Annotated in this window: 15 protein-coding genes and 2 pseudogenes; 8 read left to right on the forward strand and 9 right to left on the reverse strand. The window is 63.1% G+C overall.

The genetic code is table 11. From position 1 onward, the window contains the following. Positions 1-161 precede the first annotated feature (161 nt). From DQ405_RS02965 to DQ405_RS02975, 4 genes are read left to right on the forward strand one after another with little or no spacing between them, the layout of a single operon-like run. Positions 162-938, forward strand: a complete 777-nt coding sequence (locus DQ405_RS02965) for a Bug family tripartite tricarboxylate transporter substrate binding protein (RefSeq protein WP_274597400.1) — start codon at positions 162-164, stop codon at positions 936-938. After that, entirely contained in the window at positions 896-1,141 is a 246-nt protein-coding gene (locus tag DQ405_RS28060) for a tripartite tricarboxylate transporter substrate-binding protein (RefSeq protein WP_446730858.1), read from the forward strand. The genes DQ405_RS02965 and DQ405_RS28060 overlap by 43 nt, the downstream gene beginning before the upstream one ends. An 11-nt stretch (positions 1,142-1,152) precedes the next feature. Beyond that, positions 1,153-1,650 carry a tripartite tricarboxylate transporter TctB family protein gene (locus DQ405_RS02970; protein WP_168422861.1) on the forward strand — a complete coding sequence of 166 codons (498 nt, stop codon included), beginning with the start codon at positions 1,153-1,155 and terminating at the stop codon, positions 1,648-1,650. A 27-nt stretch (positions 1,651-1,677) separates the two neighbouring features. Then, positions 1,678-3,156, forward strand: a complete 1,479-nt coding sequence (locus DQ405_RS02975; protein ID WP_168422862.1) for a tripartite tricarboxylate transporter permease — start codon at positions 1,678-1,680, stop codon at positions 3,154-3,156. 99 nt (positions 3,157-3,255) lie between these two features. Here the strand turns inward: DQ405_RS02975 and DQ405_RS02980 are convergent, their stop codons facing one another. Next, positions 3,256-3,501 carry a DUF4282 domain-containing protein gene (locus tag DQ405_RS02980; RefSeq protein WP_168422863.1) on the reverse strand — a complete coding sequence of 82 codons (246 nt, stop codon included), beginning with the start codon at positions 3,499-3,501 and terminating at the stop codon, positions 3,256-3,258. 203 nt (positions 3,502-3,704) lie between these two features. Here DQ405_RS02980 and DQ405_RS02985 point away from each other — a divergent pair, with 203 nt between their 5' ends. Together DQ405_RS02985 and DQ405_RS02990 are read left to right on the forward strand one after the other, a co-directional pair. Next, positions 3,705-5,099 (forward strand): DUF2868 domain-containing protein, encoded by a 1,395-nt coding sequence (locus DQ405_RS02985; protein WP_168422864.1) that lies wholly within the window; start codon positions 3,705-3,707, stop codon positions 5,097-5,099. A gap of 117 nt (positions 5,100-5,216) precedes the next feature. Then, on the forward strand, positions 5,217-6,590 hold the full coding sequence (locus tag DQ405_RS02990; RefSeq protein WP_168422865.1) for a GTPase/DUF3482 domain-containing protein: 1,374 nt from the start codon (positions 5,217-5,219) through the stop codon (positions 6,588-6,590). Positions 6,591-6,828: 238 nt separating this feature from the next. Here the strand turns inward: DQ405_RS02990 and phoU are convergent, their stop codons facing one another. The 5 genes and pseudogenes from phoU to DQ405_RS03015 form a co-directional block, all read right to left on the reverse strand. Further along, positions 6,829-7,554: a phosphate signaling complex protein PhoU gene (gene phoU / locus DQ405_RS02995; protein ID WP_019341881.1), complete on the reverse strand. Its 726-nt coding sequence runs from the start codon at positions 7,552-7,554 to the stop codon at positions 6,829-6,831. Positions 7,555-7,729: 175 nt separating this feature from the next. Then, entirely contained in the window at positions 7,730-8,560 is an 831-nt protein-coding gene (gene pstB, locus DQ405_RS03000; RefSeq protein WP_168422866.1) for a phosphate ABC transporter ATP-binding protein PstB, read from the reverse strand. 81 nt (positions 8,561-8,641) lie between these two features. Further along, a pseudogene (pstA, locus tag DQ405_RS03005) lies at positions 8,642-10,257 on the reverse strand (phosphate ABC transporter permease PstA). 130 nt (positions 10,258-10,387) lie between these two features. After that, on the reverse strand, positions 10,388-12,664 hold the full coding sequence (locus tag DQ405_RS03010) for an ABC transporter permease subunit (protein ID WP_168422867.1): 2,277 nt from the start codon (positions 12,662-12,664) through the stop codon (positions 10,388-10,390). 212 nt (positions 12,665-12,876) lie between these two features. Further along, the gene (locus tag DQ405_RS03015; protein WP_168422868.1) at positions 12,877-13,845 is read right to left on the reverse strand and encodes a PstS family phosphate ABC transporter substrate-binding protein; all 969 of its coding nucleotides are present in this window, start codon (positions 13,843-13,845) and stop codon (positions 12,877-12,879) included. A gap of 219 nt (positions 13,846-14,064) precedes the next feature. On the opposite strand from DQ405_RS03015, the pseudogene DQ405_RS03020 reads away from it, so the two are divergent. Then, positions 14,065-14,465: pseudogene (locus DQ405_RS03020) on the forward strand (acyl-CoA thioesterase). 4 nt (positions 14,466-14,469) lie between these two features. Here DQ405_RS03020 and DQ405_RS03025 read toward each other — a convergent pair. Continuing rightward, on the reverse strand, positions 14,470-15,675 hold the full coding sequence (locus DQ405_RS03025; protein WP_168422869.1) for a GGDEF domain-containing protein: 1,206 nt from the start codon (positions 15,673-15,675) through the stop codon (positions 14,470-14,472). Positions 15,676-15,832: 157 nt separating this feature from the next. Here DQ405_RS03025 and DQ405_RS03030 point away from each other — a divergent pair, with 157 nt between their 5' ends. Beyond that, a complete protein-coding gene (locus DQ405_RS03030) occupies positions 15,833-16,750 on the forward strand; it encodes an AEC family transporter (RefSeq protein ID WP_168422870.1) in 918 nt (305 codons plus the stop codon). A gap of 56 nt (positions 16,751-16,806) precedes the next feature. On the opposite strand, the gene DQ405_RS03035 is transcribed toward DQ405_RS03030, so the two are convergent. Both DQ405_RS03035 and recD read right to left on the reverse strand, forming a co-directional pair. After that, positions 16,807-17,253 (reverse strand): hypothetical protein, encoded by a 447-nt coding sequence (locus DQ405_RS03035; protein WP_168422871.1) that lies wholly within the window; start codon positions 17,251-17,253, stop codon positions 16,807-16,809. A 125-nt stretch (positions 17,254-17,378) separates the two neighbouring features. Continuing rightward, on the reverse strand, positions 17,379-19,220 hold the full coding sequence (gene recD / locus DQ405_RS03040) for an exodeoxyribonuclease V subunit alpha (RefSeq protein WP_168422872.1): 1,842 nt from the start codon (positions 19,218-19,220) through the stop codon (positions 17,379-17,381). Between the last annotated feature and the right edge of the window lie 83 nt (positions 19,221-19,303).

Raw genomic sequence — 19,303 nt, forward strand, 5'->3', positions numbered from 1 at the left:
ACGTGCGATTATCGAACACTTTCCGGATACCCATAGGCTCGTCAGAAAAATCATCCTATAAGGTAGCGATGTCTTGTATCGGCGCCATAGTTGACTGAGCCATCGTTTGCGCTTTCGTTCGCTGATTGGACACCAACAACAACTAGAACAAAGGAAGCTCCATGTCACTGACTCTCCCGCGCGCCCTGCGCCTGCTCCTGCTGAGCACCGCGTTGCCACTTGTCTCCCTCTCCGCGCAGGCCGCCGATTGGCCGACCGACACCGTTCGTCTCGTCGTGCCTTACGCTCCGGGCGGCACCACCGACGTGCTGTCACGCAAGGTGGCCGACCTGCTGCAGAAGGAAATCGGCACCGTGGTCGTCGAGAACCGTCCCGGCGCCGGTTCCACCATGGCAACAGGGCAGCTGGCCCGTGGCGGCCGCGGCAGCGACCACACAATCCTGATGGCCTCGCCCGGCCACACCATCGGCCCGGTGATCTACAAGAAACTGCCTTACGAGCCGGTGAAGGACTTCCGCTTCATCCGCAACGTCATCGAAATTCCCAACGTCATGGTGGTCCCGGCCGACAGCCCCTACGAAAGCGTGGAAGACTTCGTCGAGGCGGCCAAGACCAAGGAAATGACCTTCAGCTCTTCCGGCATCGGCAGCTCGATCCATATGTCCGGCGAGCTGTTCAAGACCATGACCGGCACCAAGATGACCCACGTACCCTTTCGCGGGAGCGGCGAGGCCCTGCCCGCCCTGCTCGGCGGTGACGTAGATGTGTCGTTCGAGAACATGCCGACCGTGCTGTCGCACATCAAGTCCGGCAAGCTCAGGGCGCTGGCGGTGACCTCCGCAGAGCCTTCGCCGTACCTGCCGGGCGTCGAGCCGCTGTCCAAGCTCGGCGCGACCTGGGCCTTGGCGATTTCGTCACCACCGCCTGGTTCGGCCTGATCGCCGATGAAAGCTTCCCCGATGAAGCCGTGCAAACCCTGCAAGGCGCGTTGGAGAACGTCATGGAGGACCAGAGTTTCAGGGACTTCGTAGCGCAGATCGGCGGCGAGACGGCGAGCCATGAAGGCGACGAGTTCCGCGACTATGTCGCCCAGGATGTCGAGCGTTGGCAGGACGTCGCCGGCCAGGCCGAACTCCAGTAAGGAGATTCACCATGACGCTCGCTGCCGGCCTGCCGCGCTGGGCCAACATCAACACGCTGCTGGGTGCGATCTGGCTGGTGGCCGCGCTGGTGTTTCTGTTCTACCTGGTGCCGAACTACATCGACGAGGCGCCCATGGTCGAGAACCCGATGCAGTCGCCACGTTGGCTCCCGAGCGCGGCCGGCTGGCTGGTGGCCGTGCTGTCATTGGCGCTGATCATCGAAGGCTGCCTGCGCCCGCCGAAGCACACCGCGGCGGATACCGAAGAAGGCGCCGCACCGCCATGGCGCTGGCTGGTCATGCTCAGCGGATTGGGCGTTTACTGGCTGCTGTTCGAGCCGCTGGGCGCCATCGCTGCCGGCGTTCTCGGAACGCTCCTGCTGTTTGCTGCGCATCCGGTGCGCAAGCCCTGGCTGTACCTGCTGGCTGTCGCCTTGCCATGGCTGGTGAGCCTTTTATTCATCCATGTACTGAACGTCCCGCTGCCCTCCGGCACGCTCTGGGATTGACTCTGCCCCTCATCCGCGAGTGACCGAATGGAAGGCTTTTCCGAAGTATTGGACCTGTTCCTGAGCGTCGACAACTTCATCGCGATTGGCATCGGTGTGCTGATCGGCGTGGTCATCGGCGCGATACCTGGGCTGACGGCAACCATGGCGGTGGCGCTGGCGTTGCCCTTCACCTTCAGCCTCGAGCCGGTGACCGCGATCCTGCTGCTGGTGGGCATCTACAAGGGTGGCATGTACGGCGGTTCGATCACTGCCATATTGATCCACACCCCCGGCTCGCCCGCGGCGGCCTGCACACTGCTCGACGGCTATCCGCTGACGCAGCAGGGCAAGGCCAAGAAGGCGCTGCAGATGGCACTCTATTCGTCGTGTATCGCCGACGTGCTGTCGAATCTGGCGCTGATCCTCTTCGCCTCCTACCTGGCCAAGGTCGCGCTGAATTTCGGCCCTCCGGAATTCTTCTGGCTGATCTGCTTTTCGCTGACCATCATCATCTCCATCGCCGGCGAATCGCCAGTAAAGGGGCTGATTGCCGCGTGCCTCGGGGTCATCGTCTCGTCGATCGGCATGGATATGGTCTACGGCAGCCAGCGCCTGACGTTCGACAACTACAACCTGATGGATCGCGTCTCCTTCGTGCCGTTGCTGATCGGGCTGTTCGCCGTGCCGGAGGTGATCGACTTCTACCTGAAGAAGGCCGGCCCCCACATCCGCGCCGCCAGCAGCGGCGTAGGCCTTACCCTCGGGGAGCTCAAGGGCAGCCTGAAAACCATCTTCCGCGGTTCGGTAATCGGCGTGATCATCGGTACCATTCCCGGCGCTGGTGCCACCGCGGCGTCTTTCATCTCCTACAGCGAGGCCAAGCGGCGCTCGAAGAATCCGGCGAATTTCGGCAAAGGTGAGCTCGAAGGCGTGGCTGCGGCGGAGTCAGGCAACAATGGTGTGGCCGGCGCAACCCTGATCCCGCTGCTGTCGCTGGGTATTCCGGGCGATGTGATCACCGCAATCATTCTCGGCGCCTTCATGATCCACGGGCTGACGCCCGGCCCGGTGCTGTTCCAGGAAAACCTCACGCTGATTTACGCACTGTTCTGCGGCATTATGCTGAGCTCGGCGGTGCTGCTGTTCGTCGGTCAGGGCGTCATCAAGTATTTCTCTCTGGTCGCCGACATCCCCAAGGAAATCCTGCTGCCGATCGTGCTGATGTTCTGCGTCTACGGTGCCTTCGCGGTAAACAACAGCGTGTTCGATATCGGCCTGATGCTGGTGTTCGGCGTGGTCGGCTACGTGTTCAACCGCACCGGGTTCGCCACCGCACCTTTCCTGCTCGGCTTCATCCTCGGGCCGATGTTCGAGGACAACCTGCGGCGCACACTGCTGATCGGCCGCGGCGATCCGATGATCTTTTTCCGCGGCCCGATTACCTGGATTTTCCTTACCCTCACCGCGCTTTCGCTGTTCTTCGCGGTTCGCCGCTACTGGCAGGAGCGGATAAAGGTGGGCTAGGCGTGGGCTTCGACAAAGGGCGGGACGGGGGGACGTGAAGTGTGTCGGCTGAATAGTCTAGGCAGGAACAGGGGCGACTGGGACGTCGCCCCTGGCGAGTCACTGTCGAGCGGCGACAGTTCTCAGATTTTCGTTGATCTTGAACATGACGATCAGTAGTTCGCACCAGAGCCGGATACCGATCGAGCCGCCGATCAAAATAGCGAGGCCAGACCAAAGGCCCATACCGAATGCGCCGAACATGGCGGCGACTCCACATACGATCACGCCGATCAGGCCTGCCCAGTAGAGCAGCGTGATGATCTTGGGCGTCAGCATGGAGTCGAAGAAAAAGATGTCTTTCATAACAAAGTCCTTTTGTACAAGCAGGCATGCAAGCAGTGCTTTGCGAACCGGCCTATCCGTGGCAGTTGATGCGGCGAAGCCGCAGGTCGATCAGTGATCGGCGGCGGATCGTACATGATGCCTAGGCCGCAGGGCATGACTGATTTCACTCTTTCAACTAGCAACGGGTATTCTCAGGACCGAGCCCATCTACGAGAAGCCGCGTGTCCCCACCTCCCCTGCCGCCTTTGAACACACTCGACCGCCTCTGGCTGACCGAAGCCGTTCGCCTGCGCGAAGAGCATGCCGGTCCGCTCGATGATGCCGAAGCCAATCGCCAAGCCCATGCGCAGGGCGGACAACTACCGGAACTGATCGAATATCGTGCGCTGTGGCTAGCACGCCGTGACGGTCTGATCGATGCACTCCGTCACTGGCGCCAGGGCGCGCGGCTGGCCGGTTTCGCACTCGTTCTACTCGCGCTTTTCACCGGCGCTGGGCTGGCACTCGCGGCGCTTGGTGATGGGGTACGGCCGGTCAATGTTTTCTGGGCGTTGGGCAGCCTGCTCGGGCTGAATCTGTTGACGCTGCTGGGTTGGCTGCTGGGTTTCGTTTTCGCTGGCGATACGGGCGGCGCATTGGGTCGGCTATGGCTCTGGCTCAGCGAAAAGCTGGCCCGGGATGCCCGTGCCGTGCAGCTGGCTCCAGCGCTGCTGGCCGTACTGGAACAGCGTCGCCTCGGGCGCTGGCTGTTAGGGCTCGGGGTGCACGGTTTATGGCTGGTTGCGATGAGCAGCGCCCTGCTGGCCCTCCTCGCGCTGTTGGCCACGCGGCGCTACGGCTTTGTCTGGGAAACCACAATTCTTGGCGAAGGCGCATTCATCAGCCTGACCCAGGCGCTCGGGACCTTGCCTTCGCTGCTCGGCTTCAGCGTGCCGGATATCGACCAGATCCGCGCCAGCGGAGCCCTGGCCGGCGGCGCCGAAGCCGCCCGTCAAAGCTGGGCCGGCTGGCTGGTTGGCGTGGTGCTGATCTACGGTCTACTGCCGCGCCTGCTACTTGCGGTGTTCTGCCTGTGGCGCTGGCGACGTGGGCAGGCACAGCTACAGCTCGATCTGCAGTTGCCCGCCTACCGCCTGCTCCGTGAGCGTCTGCAGCCCTCCAGCGAGCGCCTCGGTGTCAGCGACGCCGCGCCGGAACAACTACACGCGCCAGGCACCGGCGCACAATTGGACGGCAGTGAGGGCGCGGTGCTGGTGGCCATCGAGCTGGACCCGAGCCATCCCTGGCCCCCGAAACTGCCCAAGTCCGTTGCTGCTGCAGGCGTACTGGACGATCGCGAGCAGCGGCGTCGCTTGCTGGAGCAGCTGACACGCTTCCCACCGCAACGTCTCGCCATCGCCTGCGATCCGCGTCGATCACCGGATCGTGGCACCCTGGCGCTGATCGGCGAACTCAGCCGTTGCGCTGCGCAGAGCCGCGTCTGGCTGTTGCAGCCTCAGGCCGGCGAGGCGCTGGACAGCGACCGCTTGCAGGACTGGAAACAGGCGCTGGACAGCCTCGCCTTGCCTCATTCCACCAGCGCACCACTGACCTGGCTGGAGAGCGGCCATGATTGATGAGCGCAGCATGATTTCACTGGAAGCCAGTTTGCTGGCGATCAAAACGGTACCTTCGTACGAAGGATCGCCAGCAAGCTGGCTCCTAAAACGGCGAACGCAGCGGGGCCATAAGCCATGAGCGCGCCGCTGAAACTCGCCCTGGTCGGCCACACCAACGTTGGCAAAACCTCGCTGATGCGCACCCTCACCCGCGATATCGGCTTCGGCGAGGTGTCGCATAGGCCGAGCACCACTCGTCACGTCGAGGGCGCGCGGCTGTCGGTCGATGGCGAGCCGCTGCTGGAGCTGTACGACACGCCGGGGCTGGAAGATGCCATCGCGCTGCTCGACCATCTGGAGCGCGTCGAACGCCCTGGCGAGCGCCTTGATGGTCCGGCGCGCACCGCCCGGTTTCTCGAAGGCAGCGAGGCACGCCAGCGTTTCGAGCAGGAGGCCAAGGTGCTGCGCCAGCTGCTGGCCAGCGATGCCGGCCTCTACATCATCGACGCCCGCGAGCCGGTACTGGCCAAGTACAAGGATGAGCTGGCGGTACTCGCCGGCTGCGGCAAGCCGCTGCTGCCGGTGCTCAATTTCGTCGCGCAACCCGGCCATCGCGAAGCTGAATGGCGCGAGGCGCTGGCGCGGCTGGGGCTGCACGCCCTGGTGCGCTACGACAGCGTGGCGCCGCCGATTGACGGCGAGCGGCGACTCTATGAAAGCCTCGCATTACTACTGGAACAGTCGCGCCCCAAGCTGCAGCGCCTGATCGACGACCATGAAGCCCAGGCCGCCGCGCGGCTGAGCGAGGGCAATCGGTTGATCGCCGAGCTACTGGTGGATGTCGCCGCCTGTCGGCGTAGCGTCGCCGCCCAGCCGGAGCTGGAGCGCGGCGCCATTCGTGAACTGCACGACGCCGTGCGCGCCCGCGAACAGCGCTGCGTCGAATCCCTGCTGCGCCTCTACGGTTTCCGCCCACAGGATGCCGCGGCGGCCGATTTGCCCTTGCTCGACGGCCGCTGGGGCGACGATCTATTCAACCCGGAAACGCTCAAGGAGCTTGGCGTGAAGATCGGTGGCGGGATGGCCGCCGGGGCGGCAGCCGGTGCCGGCGTCGATCTGATGGTTGGTGGTATCACGCTGGGTGCGGCGGCGCTGCTCGGCGCGATCGCCGGCGGTAGCGCGCAGACGGCACGGCACTATGGCAACCGCCTGCTGGGCAAGCTCAAGGGCCAGCGCGAACTGACCGTCGACGACGCCGTGCTGCGCCTGCTCGCGCTGCGCCAGCGCCAGCTGTTGGCCGCCCTCGCAGCCCGAGGACACGCCGCGGTGGACGTCATTCGCCTCGATACGCCAGATGACAAAGTCTGGCGCGAGGGCAAACTACCCGAGGCACTGCACCGTTGCCGCGCGCATCCAGAATGGTCGTCGCTCAATCCCGATGCCAGGCTGCAAGACGGCGAGCGCCAAACAGTACTCGAAGCCCTACGAGCCGAACTGCACCAGCGCTGAGCCCTTTCGCCTGACCATTGGTGCGCGCCGGTCCGCCCGACGAACTGCCTGAGCGACGCCGTTTCCGATGGGTTCTGGTGGGCTGAAGCCCACCCTACCGGCGAGGCGACTAACGGACCGGATGAAGCCGAGCGCCGCGCCCCACCTTTCTTTCTGCAGTCGATACGCAACCATCACTGGCTCGAACTCCCTGTAGGGTGGGCTTCAGCCCACCGGCCAGGGCCGTCGAGCAATCGAATCAGTCGCGCTTGTTGGCGACTTCCTCGGCCATCCGCGTCAGCCCTAGGTGGCGGACATCGGTACCACGCACCAGATAGATCACCATCTCGGCGATGTTGCGCGCGTGGTCGCCGATCCGCTCCAGCGAGCGCAGCACCCAGATCACGCTCAACACACGCGAGATCGAACGCGGGTCTTCCATCATGTAGGTGACGAGTTCGCGCAGTGCAGTCTTGTACTCGCGGTCGACGGTCTTGTCGTACTGCGCCACCGACAGGGCCAGATCCGCATCAAAACGCGCGAAGGCATCCAGCGCCTCCTGCACCATTCGGCGCACCTGGTCACCGATGTGGCGAACCTCGACATAGCCGCGCGGAGCCTCGCCGTCTTCGCACAGCTCAATAGCGCGACGAGCGATCTTGGTCGCCTCGTCACCGATACGCTCTAGGTCGATCACCGACTTGGAGATGCTGATGATCAAGCGCAGGTCGGAGGCCGCCGGCTGACGACGGGCAAGAATACGAATGCACTCTTCATCGATGTCGCGCTCCATGTGGTTGATCTGATCATCCACGTCACGCACCTGCTGTGCCAGCCCGGAATCGGCCTCGATCAGCGCGGTGACCGCGTCATTGACCTGCTTTTCCACCAGGCCGCCCATGGCCAGGAGATGGCTGCGCACCTCCTCCAACTCGGCGTTGAATTGCTGGGAGATGTGTTGGGTGTGGCTGTCTTTGCTGATCATTGCTCTCGCTCCGAGGAGGCTACCGCTAGGCGGCTCTGGTGCGCAGCGCACCTGGAAATAGTCGAGTTAACGTTGAGGCCCTTGGGAAATCTTCACTGGCGCGGAGGGCGCGCGCTGACAGTACGAGTAGTACGGCAAGCGCGCCCGACAAAGCCAGAGGAGATTGCCCATAGCCTCAACCGTAGCGGCCGGTGATGTAATCTTCTGTCTGCTTCTTGGCCGGATTGGTGAACAGCGTATCGGTATCGCCATACTCGATCAGCTTGCCCATATACATGAACGCGGTGTAATCCGACACGCGCGCGGCCTGCTGCATGTTGTGGGTGACGATGACGATGGTGTACTTGGCCTTGAGCTCGTAGATCAGTTCCTCGACCTTCAGCGAGGAGATCGGGTCGAGCGCCGAGCTGGGTTCGTCGAGAAGCAGCACTTCGGGCTGCACGGCGATGGTCCGTGCGATCACCAGGCGCTGCTGCTGGCCGCCGGAAAGGCCCAGTGCCGATTCGTGCAGGCGATCCTTGACTTCATCCCAGAGCGCCGCGCCCTTGAGCGCCCATTCGACGGTCTCGTCGAGCACACGCTTCTGCTTGATGCCCTGGATGCGCAGGCCGTAGACCACGTTCTCGTAGATGCTCTTGGGGAACGGGTTGGGCTTCTGGAACACCATGCCGACGCGACGGCGCAGGTCGGCGACGTCCTCGCCCTTGCGGTAGATGTTGTGCCCATCGAGATTGATCGCGCCGTCGATGCGGCAGCCATCGACCAGATCGTTCATCCGATTGAAGCAGCGCAGCAGGGTCGACTTGCCGCAGCCGGACGGGCCGATGAAGGCAGTCACGCGCTGGCGCGGAATGTTCATGCTGACGTTGTACAGCGCCTGCTTTTCGCCGTAGTAGAGGCTCAGGTCGGGCACTTCGATGGCCACGGTTTCGTTGGCCAGGTCCAGTGCGCGCTTGTCACGACCCAGCGCCGAAATGTCGATGGAATGCGTCTTTGCTTGTGACATGGGATGTCTCCGTATCGCTGGAGGCTAGAAGCGCGGGCTGCGATCGTTGCAGCGCCGGGCCTCCAGCGGGTCTGTCGGCTATTAGTGGTCGAGCGCTTTGTATTTTTCGCGCAGATGGTTACGAATCACGACGGCAGAGAGGTTCAGGACCGCGATCACCAGCACCAGCAGCAGCGCCGTCGCGTAGACCAGCGGCCGTGCGGCCTCGACGTTGGGGCTTTGGAAACCGACGTCGTAGATGTGGAAGCCCAGGTGCATGATCTTCTGATCGAGGTGCAAATAGGGATAGTTGCCGTTGAGCGGCAGGCTTGGTGCCAGCTTGACCACACCGACCAGCATCAGTGGCGCCACTTCACCGGCGGCACGGGCCACGGCGAGGATCAGGCCGGTCATCATCGCCGGGCTGGCCATCGGCAGTACCACTTTCCACAGCGTCTCGGACTTGGTTGCCCCCAGTGCCAGCGAACCTTCGCGAAGGATTCGCGGAATACGCGCCAGGCCTTCCTCGGTGGCGACGATCACCACTGGCAAGGTCAGGATCGCCAGGGTCAACGATGCCCACATCAAGCCTGGCGTACCGAATACCGGCGCGGCGCCGCTTCCGGGTAGAAGATGCGGTCGAGCGAGCCGCCCAGCACATAAACGAAGAAGCCCAGGCCGAACACCCCGTAGACGATCGAGGGAACACCCGCGAGGTTGTTCACGGCGATGCGGATGATGCGGGTCAACACGCCCTGTTTGGCGTATTCGCGCAGATATACCGCGGCGATCACGCCGAACGGTGTCACGATCACGGCCATGATGATGGTCATCAGCACGGTGCCGAAGATCGCCGGGAAGATGCCGCCTTCGGTATTCGCTTCACGGGGCTCTTCGCTGACGAACTCCCAGAGCTTGGCGAAGTAGAAGCCCAGCTTGTCGAGGGTCGACATGGCGTTCGGACGATAGGCGCGCACTATCTTGCCCAGGCTGATCTCCTTCTCCTGACCGTCCATGGTGCGCATGGTGATGCTGTCGCGGTTGAAGCCCTGATAGAGCGCCACCAGCTCGCCCTCGAGCGCCTTGTACTCGGTGTCCCACTGGGCACGCTCGGCATCGAGCTGCGCTTGTGCGGCCTCGTCGAGCTGTCCGTCGAGTTCGAGCTTGCGGGTCTTCAGGCGCAGGCGTTCGAGGCCGTGGTTGATACGGCCGATATCGACCTTTTCCAGGCGCGAGATCTGACCATGCAACTCATCGATGCGCTCGATGCGACGCTGCAACTCGTCCCAGGCGGCGTCACCCTCGGCCACCAGGTTGCCGCTCTCCTTGACGTTCAGCAGCTCGCCGTAGAAGTTGCCCCACTCGCGGCGTTCCAGCGCAACCAGATTGGCGGGCGTGCGCGGGTTGCTCAGCCACTCGCCAACGACCCAGGAGAAGTCCGCGCCATATATCTCGCGGTTGCCGACCTTGAGCAGTTCGCGGGTCATGAACTCGCCGCCCTCAACGTCCACCGGCAGGCCACTGGCCGCCAGACGAGCACGCGGTACTTCCTCGGCCTGTACTACTTCGCCGGCCATCACCCGCGGCTCGGCACCGGGGATCTGGTAGTCGGCAACGATAACGTCAGCCGGCCAGAAGTGCTCCAGGCCGCGCACGGCGATCACCGCCAGCAGCCCGAGGGTCATGATCACGGCGATGGATACGGCGCCAGCGTTCATCCAGACCCAAGGGGTGCCGCTCTTGATCCAGGTTTTCAGCGAATCCTTTTTCACGGATCGATACCTTTGTCGAAATCTTGTCGCAGCCGTCACCGGCTGCGTCCTTGCGCGCCCAGAGGCGTCGTTTCTGTTACAGGCTGGCGTACTTGCGGCGCAGGCGCTGGCGAATCAGCTCGGCCAGGGTGTTCATCACGAAGGTGAACATCAGTAGCACCATCGCGGCGAGGAACAGCACGCGATAATGGGTACTGCCTACTTCCGACTCGGGCATTTCCACCGCGACGTTGGCCGCCAGGGTGCGCATGCCTTCGAAGATGTTGGCCTCCATGATCGGCGTATTGCCGGTGGCCATCAGTACGATCATGGTTTCGCCGACTGCACGCCCCATTCCGATCATCAGTGCCGAGAAGATGCCTGGGCTGGCGGTCAGCAGAACCACGCGGGTCAGCGTCTGCCAGGGCGTCGCACCCAGCGCCAGGGAACCCAGGGTGAGGCTTTTCGGCACACTGAACACGGCATCTTCGGCGATCGAATAGATGGTCGGGATCACGGCGAAGCCCATTGCCAGACCGATCACCAGGGCGTTGCGCTGGTCGAAGGGAATGCCCATTTCGTTCGACAGCCACAGACGCATGTCGCCGCCGAAGAACCAGTTCTCCAGATAACCGCTGACCGCCAGCGAGCCCCAGCCTACGGCCACAATCACGGGAATCAGCAGCACCGCTTCCCAGCCATCGGGCACGCTCAGGCGGATATTTTCCGGCAACCGGCTCCAGAACCAACCGGCTAGCAGAATGCCCACAGGCATCAGCAGCAGCAGGCTGAAGATGCCGGGCAGGTGATTTTCCAAATAGGGCGCGAGGAACAGGCCGGCAAAAAACCCGAGAATCACCGTCGGCAACGCTTCCATCAGCTCGATCACCGGCTTGACCTTGCGACGTAGCGCGGGCGCCATGAAGTACGCGGTATAGAACGCTGCGCAGATAGCCAGCGGGGCCGCCAGCAGCATGGCGTAGAACGCCGCCTTGAGCGTACCGAAGGCCAGTGGCGAGAGGCTCAGCTTGGGTTCGAAGTCGCCGGTTGCCGAGGTCGACTGCCAGACGTAATCGGGCTCTGGATAGCTCTCATACCAGACCTTGCCCCACAGCGCGCTCCAGGAAATCTCCGGGTGCGGGTTGTCGATGACGAAGCGCTGCAGCTGGTCGCCGGATTCCACCAGCAGGCGACTGGCCCGCGGGGACATGGTCGCCACGGCGACGCCCTCGGCAACCTGTTCGGTCAACAGGGTACGGTGCGCGGTGCTGTGGAAGATGCCCAGCGTACCGGCGGTATCCAGGGCGAGGAACCCTTTGCGGCGCTCCTCTGGAATGATCTGAGCGACCGGTTGATCGTCCAGCTGGAAGTTGCGCACGTTCTTCAGCTCGGCCTGGCCGTCGTTGCCCCGAACCATGAACCATTGACCAATGCCGCCAGTCGAATCGCCAACCATCAGCGAAATGCCCCCAAGCAGCGACGCGACAGTGGTGATTTCGCCATTGTCATCGAGCAGCTTGTAGCGGCCGTTGAGTTGTTTGCGGCGCAGGTCGAAGACGTCGACACTGGCCCGACCACTCACCGCGAACAACCACATATGGCGAGGATCGACCCGCAACGCCTTGATCGGTTCGGAGAGCTGCGGCAGGTCCAGACGTCTCTGCTCCAGGCTGGTCTCACCGGTCAGCAGGTTCTCGGTGGCCGAGATGCTCAACGCATGCAGAGCGCCGTCACTGGCACCGGCAACCATCAAGGTCTTGCCGTTCAGGCTGACCGCCGCGTGCTCGATGGGGCGGCCCTGCGGATCCAAATCCAGCGGCTCTTCACCGAAGGGATAGTCAAGCTGGGGTGTGATGGTCTTCTTGCCGTCGGGATAACTGACCTTGTAGTTGTGCTCGGCAACCAGCACCTGGCCGTTGCTCAGACCGAGCACCATACGGCGGTTGCCAGGCGTATCCTGGCCAACCGAAACAATCTGGCTGTCGGCCGGCAACGGCAGCGCGATGCTACGCAGCGACTCGCCGGTCTGAACACTGAAGAAACGCACCTGGCCGTCCGACCCGAGGCGCATCGCGACCTTGTTCTGCTCTTCTATCGCCAGCAGCAGCGGCTCACCAGCATCGGCCAGCCAAGCCGGCTGCTGCGCATCGCGCGCCTCCAGCTCGGCACCCTGGAACATGGGCGTGACGACCTGGGCGAGGTAAAAGAAGATCAGGCAGATCGCGCCAAGCACAGCGAGGCCACCAATGGAGACGTACCAGCGCGCCAGGTTGTCTTTCAGCGCACGTATACGGCGCTTGCGTTGCAGAGCCGGGGTATTGAAGTCCAGCCTTTGCACATCGGAATTCGCGCTCATGGTCTCTATGTCGTTCATGCGAAGGATCCTGGCCACTCAGGCCGTCAAAACTGCAGCGCCATCTGGCGCGAGTCGTTTCACTGACTGCGAGGGGCGGTGGGGCGCCCAATTTAATGCAATTGTGTGACAGAAAAATTACATCACCGTGACACGACAACGCCCGCCAACGCGCATGGCGTGGCGGGCGTCTGCTCAGCTCGCGGCGAGCGCCGCGAGGCCAGCATCAGGTCTTAGTTGAGACCCAACTCATTCAGCGTCTTGTCGACGACTTTCTTCGGCAGCGGGATGTAGCCGTCCTTGACCACGACTTCCTGACCCTGCTTCGACAGCACCAGCTTGAGGAACTCGGCGTCGATCGGGCTCAGCGGCTTGTTCGGCGCCTTGTTGACGTAGACATAGAAGAAGCGAGCCAGCGGAAACTTGCCAGCCAGAGCGTTCTCTTCGTTGGCTTCGAAGGCCTCGCCACCCTTGGACAGCGGTACGGCGCGGACGCTGGAGGTCTTGTAGCCGATACCCGAGTAACCGATGGCGCTCAGGGTGCTGGAGATCGACTGCACGACCGAGGCGGAACCCGGCTGCTCGTTCACGTTAGGCTTGAAGTCACCCTTGCAGAGCGCTTCTTCCTTGAAGTAACCGTAGGTGCCGGATACCGAGTTACGACCGAACAGCTGAATCGGCTTGTTCGCCCACTCGCCGGTCAGACCCACGTCGCCCCAGGTAGTGATGTCTTTCTCGCCACCGCACAGGCGGGTGCTGGAGAAGATCGCGTCGACCTGTTCGATGTCCAGGCTCTCGATCGGGTTGTCCTTGTGTACGAACACAGCCAGGGCGTCGATGGCGACCGGTACGGCAGTCGGCTTGTAGCCGTACTTCTCTTCGAAGGCCTGAATCTCGTTGTCCTTCATTGGGCGACTCATCGGCCCCATGTTGGAAGTGCCTTCGGTCAGGGCTGGCGGTGCAGTGGAAGAACCGGCGGCCTGGATCTGAATGTTGACGTTCGGGTAGCTACGCTTGAAGTCTTCGGCCCACAGGGTCATCAGGTTGGCCAGGGAGTCGGAGCCGACGCTGGACAGGTTGCCGGATACGCCGGAAGTCTTCTCATAGCTTGGCAGTGCCGGATCAACCGCGGCGACTGCGTTAGCAGCGCCTACACCAGCGGCAACAAAGGTTAGGGCCGCCATCAAACGATTCAGTGTCATACCTTGCTCCTAGCAGGGGTGTGCTCGAGGGTGTTGGAACGGGGGCCATTGTCTGCAGGCCGTGTGAATACTCTATGAAGGGAATATGACAATCTGGTGACGGCCGGGAAGTTCTCGCGTGTCGGTCGCTGCCGCCGCATACAGCCGCTATACTCGGCCCGGCCCGCACTGCCGTGGGGTTTCGCGCCAGAACAACAAACGCGCTGTGAGTCCGACCCAATGAATGAGTACGAACAGGAAGACCCGATCCCGCAGGGCGACCTTGCCCTGCAGCTAACCGCCCTGCCACGGGACACCAACGGCTTCGGAGATATATTCGGTGGCTGGCTGGTCTCGCAGATGGACCTGGCGGGCACGCGATGGCAAGCCGGGCGGCTGGCGGGCGCGTGGCGACGGTGTCCATTGATCGCATGGCGTTCATGGTGCCTGTGGCAGTCGGCGCGCAACTGTCCTTCTATACCCAGACGCTGGATGTCGGGCGCAGCTCGATCCGCATGCTGGTAGAAGTCTGGAGCGATGATCCGCTATCGAGCGAATGGCGCAAGGTCACCGAAGCCGTGTTCGTCTTCGTCGCCATCGACGGCAGTGGCCGCACCCGCCCGGTCACGCCACGGCGCTGATCCTTTAGCGCTCATCACCTCGCTGACTGCGCGGGCTCAGCTCGTAGCGGTTCTTGCCAGCCTGCTTGGCCTCATACAAGGCGGCATCTGCAGCCTGGTATAGCTGTGCAGCGGTCTGCTCCGGCTGCAGCATCGCCACACCGATGCTCACAGTAACGTGGCTGCCACGGGCAGCCGGATGCGGCAATGCACGCTCGGCAAGCGCCGTGAGAAGTTTCCCGGCAATCTCTTCGGCTGAATCCGCATCACAGTCAAACAACAACAACGCGAACTCTTCGCCTCCTACCCGTGCCGCCAAGTCCAGCGGGCGCCGCGCAAAGCGGTCGAGCAGCATGCTGAATTCCTTGATCAAGACGTCGCCCGCGGGATGGCCAAGGCTGTCGTTGTAACTTTTGAAGTTGTCCAGATCGAACAGCATCAGGGCCAGCGGTTGGCGGTCGCGCCGTGCCTGCAGGAGCATTTGCTGTAACGAAGTATCGAAACTGCGGCGATTGGCCAGACCGGTCATGGCATCGTGCTGGGCAACCCAGCCGAGCAACTTGCGTATCAGGAACTGCTCTCGCTCAGAGTATTCATGGGCGTAACGGCTGATGGCACCGAGCACCAGCAGCACCAGGTAATAGCTGACCGAGAACCAGTGGACCTGCAGCTCGCTGGGGGAAAGGATCATGAACGCAATGAGCAGATCCAAGAGAACGATGGCCACCGCGCTGGCCATCGCGCGCCAGAAGGTCACGCCGAGAAAGAAGAACGAACAGATGATCAGCAGGCCGGCACCGTAGCGAAATGCCATCTCCGGCTGGGTGGCCTCATAGTGCATATCGATCCGCGCCGCTATCACTCCGATCATCACGACAAACAGCGGAAGCATGCGGCTGGCAATGTCCCGCACCTGCTTGAAGAACAGGGTTATCGACAGCACCACCAGCCCAGGAATGATTTGCAGCAGACGCAGCAGAGTCAGCTCGTACAGCCACTCGGAGTCAAGGTGACCGAACAGCCTGTGTTCGACATAGAGATAACCACCAACAACCAGAATCAGCAGGCAGGCGCCGAGCTGTTGCGCCAGTCGCGCCTGACGATCGAGATAGCGGCGAAACTCGCGCTCCAGCTCCGGAACGAACAGCAGGCGGCCGAAGCCCTTGAGCAGCTGTTGTCCGTAGAGTGTGTCCCGATAATCTTCGGCAGATTGTTGTTCTATCGTTCGCATGGGTGCGGCTCGTATGCAGGCGCCGCGATAATATCAGTTTGATATCACTGCGCTCATTTTCCCGATGAACACCCTGCTTTCGACATCGCAACAAGATAAACGTCCGGCTTGCGGACGTTGGCGCGGCGCTCCACTATCCGTTGACCTACATTCATGGATGTATCGCGTGACTGCCCTTCTGCTTGCTCTCTGGCCATTATTCGCCCTTATCGTCGCCGGCTATTTCTTGCGACTGCGTGAATTTCCCAGTGAGGCCTTCTGGCCCGGTGCCGAACGGATCAACTACTTCGTGCTGTTCCCGGCGCTACTGTTCAGCAGTCTGGCTACCGCGCCGCTGAACAATCCCGAGTTACCGCGTCTGGCCGGGGCAGTCATGCTGGGGCTGGGTATGGCGTGGGCGGGATTGCTGCTTTTCAAACGAATGCGCGGCTGGCCAGCCGCCCGGTTCGGGGCATTTGCTCAGGGCGCGCTACGCTTCAACACCTACTTGGGCTTGGCGGCGGTGGGCAGCCTGTTCGGCAAGGAAGGCCTGGCGCTGGCGGCGTTGATGCTGGCTCTGATGGTGCCCACGGTGAACGTCATGTCTGTGTGGGCGCTGACCGCTGAGCGTGGCGTCAGCGTGCGTTCGCTGCTGTTACCGATCATGAAGAACCCGCTGATCCTCGCCTGCGTAGCTGGCGCGCTGATCAATCTATCGGGGTTGGGCCTGCCTGGTGGCACCGACCGCTTACTGGGCCTGCTTGCCGCCGCAAGCCTGCCGCTAGGTCTTCTATGCGTCGGCGCCGCGCTAAAACCGCGGGAACTCGGCGGTGAAATCCCCGCGCTCGGCTGGAACAGCAGCCTCCGCCTGCTGGCCGTGCCACTGCTGGCGTACACGGTGGCTCGACTGCTCGACCTGCCGGCAATGGAGACGACCATCCTCGTGCTGTTCTTCGCATTGCCCACGGCGCCGACGGCCTACGTACTGACCCGCCAGCTCGGCGGTGACAGCCATCTCATGGCGGGCATCATCACGTTGCAGACCTTGCTCGCCGCCGCCAGCCTGCCGCTGGTGCTGACCCTGCTGAACGGCTAGGACCTGTTGACGTTTCGCTCGCAGCCGCGCCGAAACGTCACGGGTTCAAAGACAGATCAGCGCACCACCTGGGTTTTGAGCAGGCGCAGCAGTCCCACCGCAAAGGCCAGGCCGAGCGAGGCCAGTAGCAACATTGGCCCGAGGTAACCCATCAGGTCCTGTAGCCAGGCCAGCAGCGGCGTGGCGATCAGGATGCCGACGTTGCCCATGCGCTCCGCGCTATAGCCCCCCTGCTGCCAGATTTCGAACGCCGCGTGAAGCGGCAGTAGAGCCAGTGGCAGCAGCAACAGACAGAACCAGTAACCCGCCCGGCGTCTGGGCCCGAGCAGCCCCCAGGGCTGGCAGAGTGCGCGAATGAACTGAAAGAAACAGAGCGAGTAATAGCCTGCCAGCAGCACCAACCCGGCGCCCATCCAGGAGGGTTCCAGCCAGCAGGCGATGAGCGCGCCGACGACGCACAAAGAGCTCAGCAGTGCCCATAGGATAAAAAATGTCTTTTTCATGCCCGTATCCGTTGCCTCGCGGTGACCGTGCATCGGAACAGAATTCAACCGCCGATACGCACAACGACTTCACGGAAACGAACGCCCGCCGGGGCTTCGCGGAACGACCGCGTTCCGCCAGAAGGTCAGAACAGACTGAGCTGATCGCTGGGTTGTGCGACGGGTGCCGCCTGGCCCAGATCGGACAGATCATCGGTTCTCAGCGCCAACCGCTCGGCCAGGCCGGCCGCTCGCTCGGCACGGGTGTTTACCGCCTCGGCGAGCCGCGCCGGCAGCGCCCAGATTTCCACCTTCTGTTTGGCTCGGGTGATGCCGGTGTAGAACAGCGAGCGCGTGAGCAGCGGGCTGGGCTGCTCAGGGAGCGCCAACAGAACCTCGGCGAACTCCGAGCCCTGGCTCTTGTGGACGGTCATGGCAAAGGCGCTGTCATGGCTCGGTAGCCGCGCCGGGGCGAAACCGCGAAAACCTTCTTCGCCCTCGAAAAACACCCGCAGGCCCTGCTCGGTTTTCAGGCACAACCCGATATCGCCATTGAATAGGCCCAGGGCGTAGTCGTTCTGCCGGACCATAACCGCGCGGCCTGGGTACCAGCGTTCGCGAGCCGGCACGCCGAGACGACGCTTGAGGCGTGCTTCCAATGACTCGTTGATGCCAGTGACACCGAAGGCGCCTTGGCGCTGCGCGGTCAGCGCGCGGAAGCCGTTGAACGCGTCGAACGCCATCGCCGGATCCGCTTGCCGCGCGGCCTGCAGGTAAGGCGCATAGCCCTGTTCCAGTCGCTCGATCAGCGCGGCCGGCGCCGGCGTGGCGTTCCAGGCGAGGTCGGCGCGCTGCTCCTGCAGCAGCGTCACGGTGCCCTTGGCGTCGCCGCCATTGATCCTCCGCGCCAGCTCTCCGATGCCGCTGTCACCGGCAAAACGATGACTGTGGGTGAGCAACACCACTGCGTCACCCAGGCGAGAACGCGGCCTGTCTACCGGCACGCTCTGGCCGGTGATGCGCTGCAGATCGCTGGCCGCCTGCTCATCGAAACCGCGCCCCTCGCACAGCTCGGCGAACACCGCGCCGGCTTCGACCGCAGCCAGTTGATCCTTATCGCCGAGCAGGATCAAGCGCGCCTTGGGCGGTAGTGCGGCGACCAGTTTGGCCATCAGTGCCAGGTCGACCATGGACGCCTCGTCCACCACCAGCACGTCCAGCGGCAGCGGATTGGCAGCATCGTGACGCACCTTCGGACTGTCACCGCGGCTACCCAACAGACGATGCAGCGTTCGAGCGTCATCCGGCAGCGCTTCCTTGACCGCTTCGCTGGCCGGCAGGTCGGCCTTGGCATTACGGATCGCCTCGGCCATGCGTGCCGCGGCCTTGCCGGTAGGGGCGGCCAGGCCGATGGCGAGACGTTCCCCCCCGGGCTGCTCCAGCAGCGCCGCCAGCAAGCGCACGACGGTAGTGGTCTTGCCCGTGCCGGGGCCACCGGAGATCACCGTCAGCCGCCGTCGTACCGCTTGCGCCGCCGCCAGACGCTGCCAGTCAGGGCTCTGCTGATTGAACGCGAACAGTCGCGTCAGGCTTTCGCTTAGCTGCCGCTCATCCACCTCCGGTGCGTCCGCCGCGCGGGCGAGCAACTGCTCAGCCAGTTGCTGTTCATAGGCCTGGTAGCGGGCGAGATAAAGGCGCTCACCGTCGAGGATCAGCGGCGTGTAGTCGCCGGGCGTGCCGATCAGGGACGATGCCTCAAGTTGGGCACGCCATGCGGCGAGTGGCGGCACACTGACATCAAGTTCCGGCCATGGCCGCTTGCCGGCGATGCGCGCGAGCGGCAAACAGACGTCACCTGCGGTCAGAGCCTCGCAGCACAGCGCGGCGGCGATCAAGACCGGCTCGGACGCCTGGGGTTCGAGGCGTTGCAGGCTGGCGATAAAGGCACGTTCCAGCGGGCCGAGCGGCAGGTCCGCCAGAACTCTCATCGCGCATACCTCCACGCGGGCAGGGTCGGGCAGCCAAAGCGGTGGGCTGAAGCCCACCCTACAGTCGCCGCGGCAGTTGCAAT

The organism is Pseudomonas sp. SST3 (assembly GCF_003325755.1).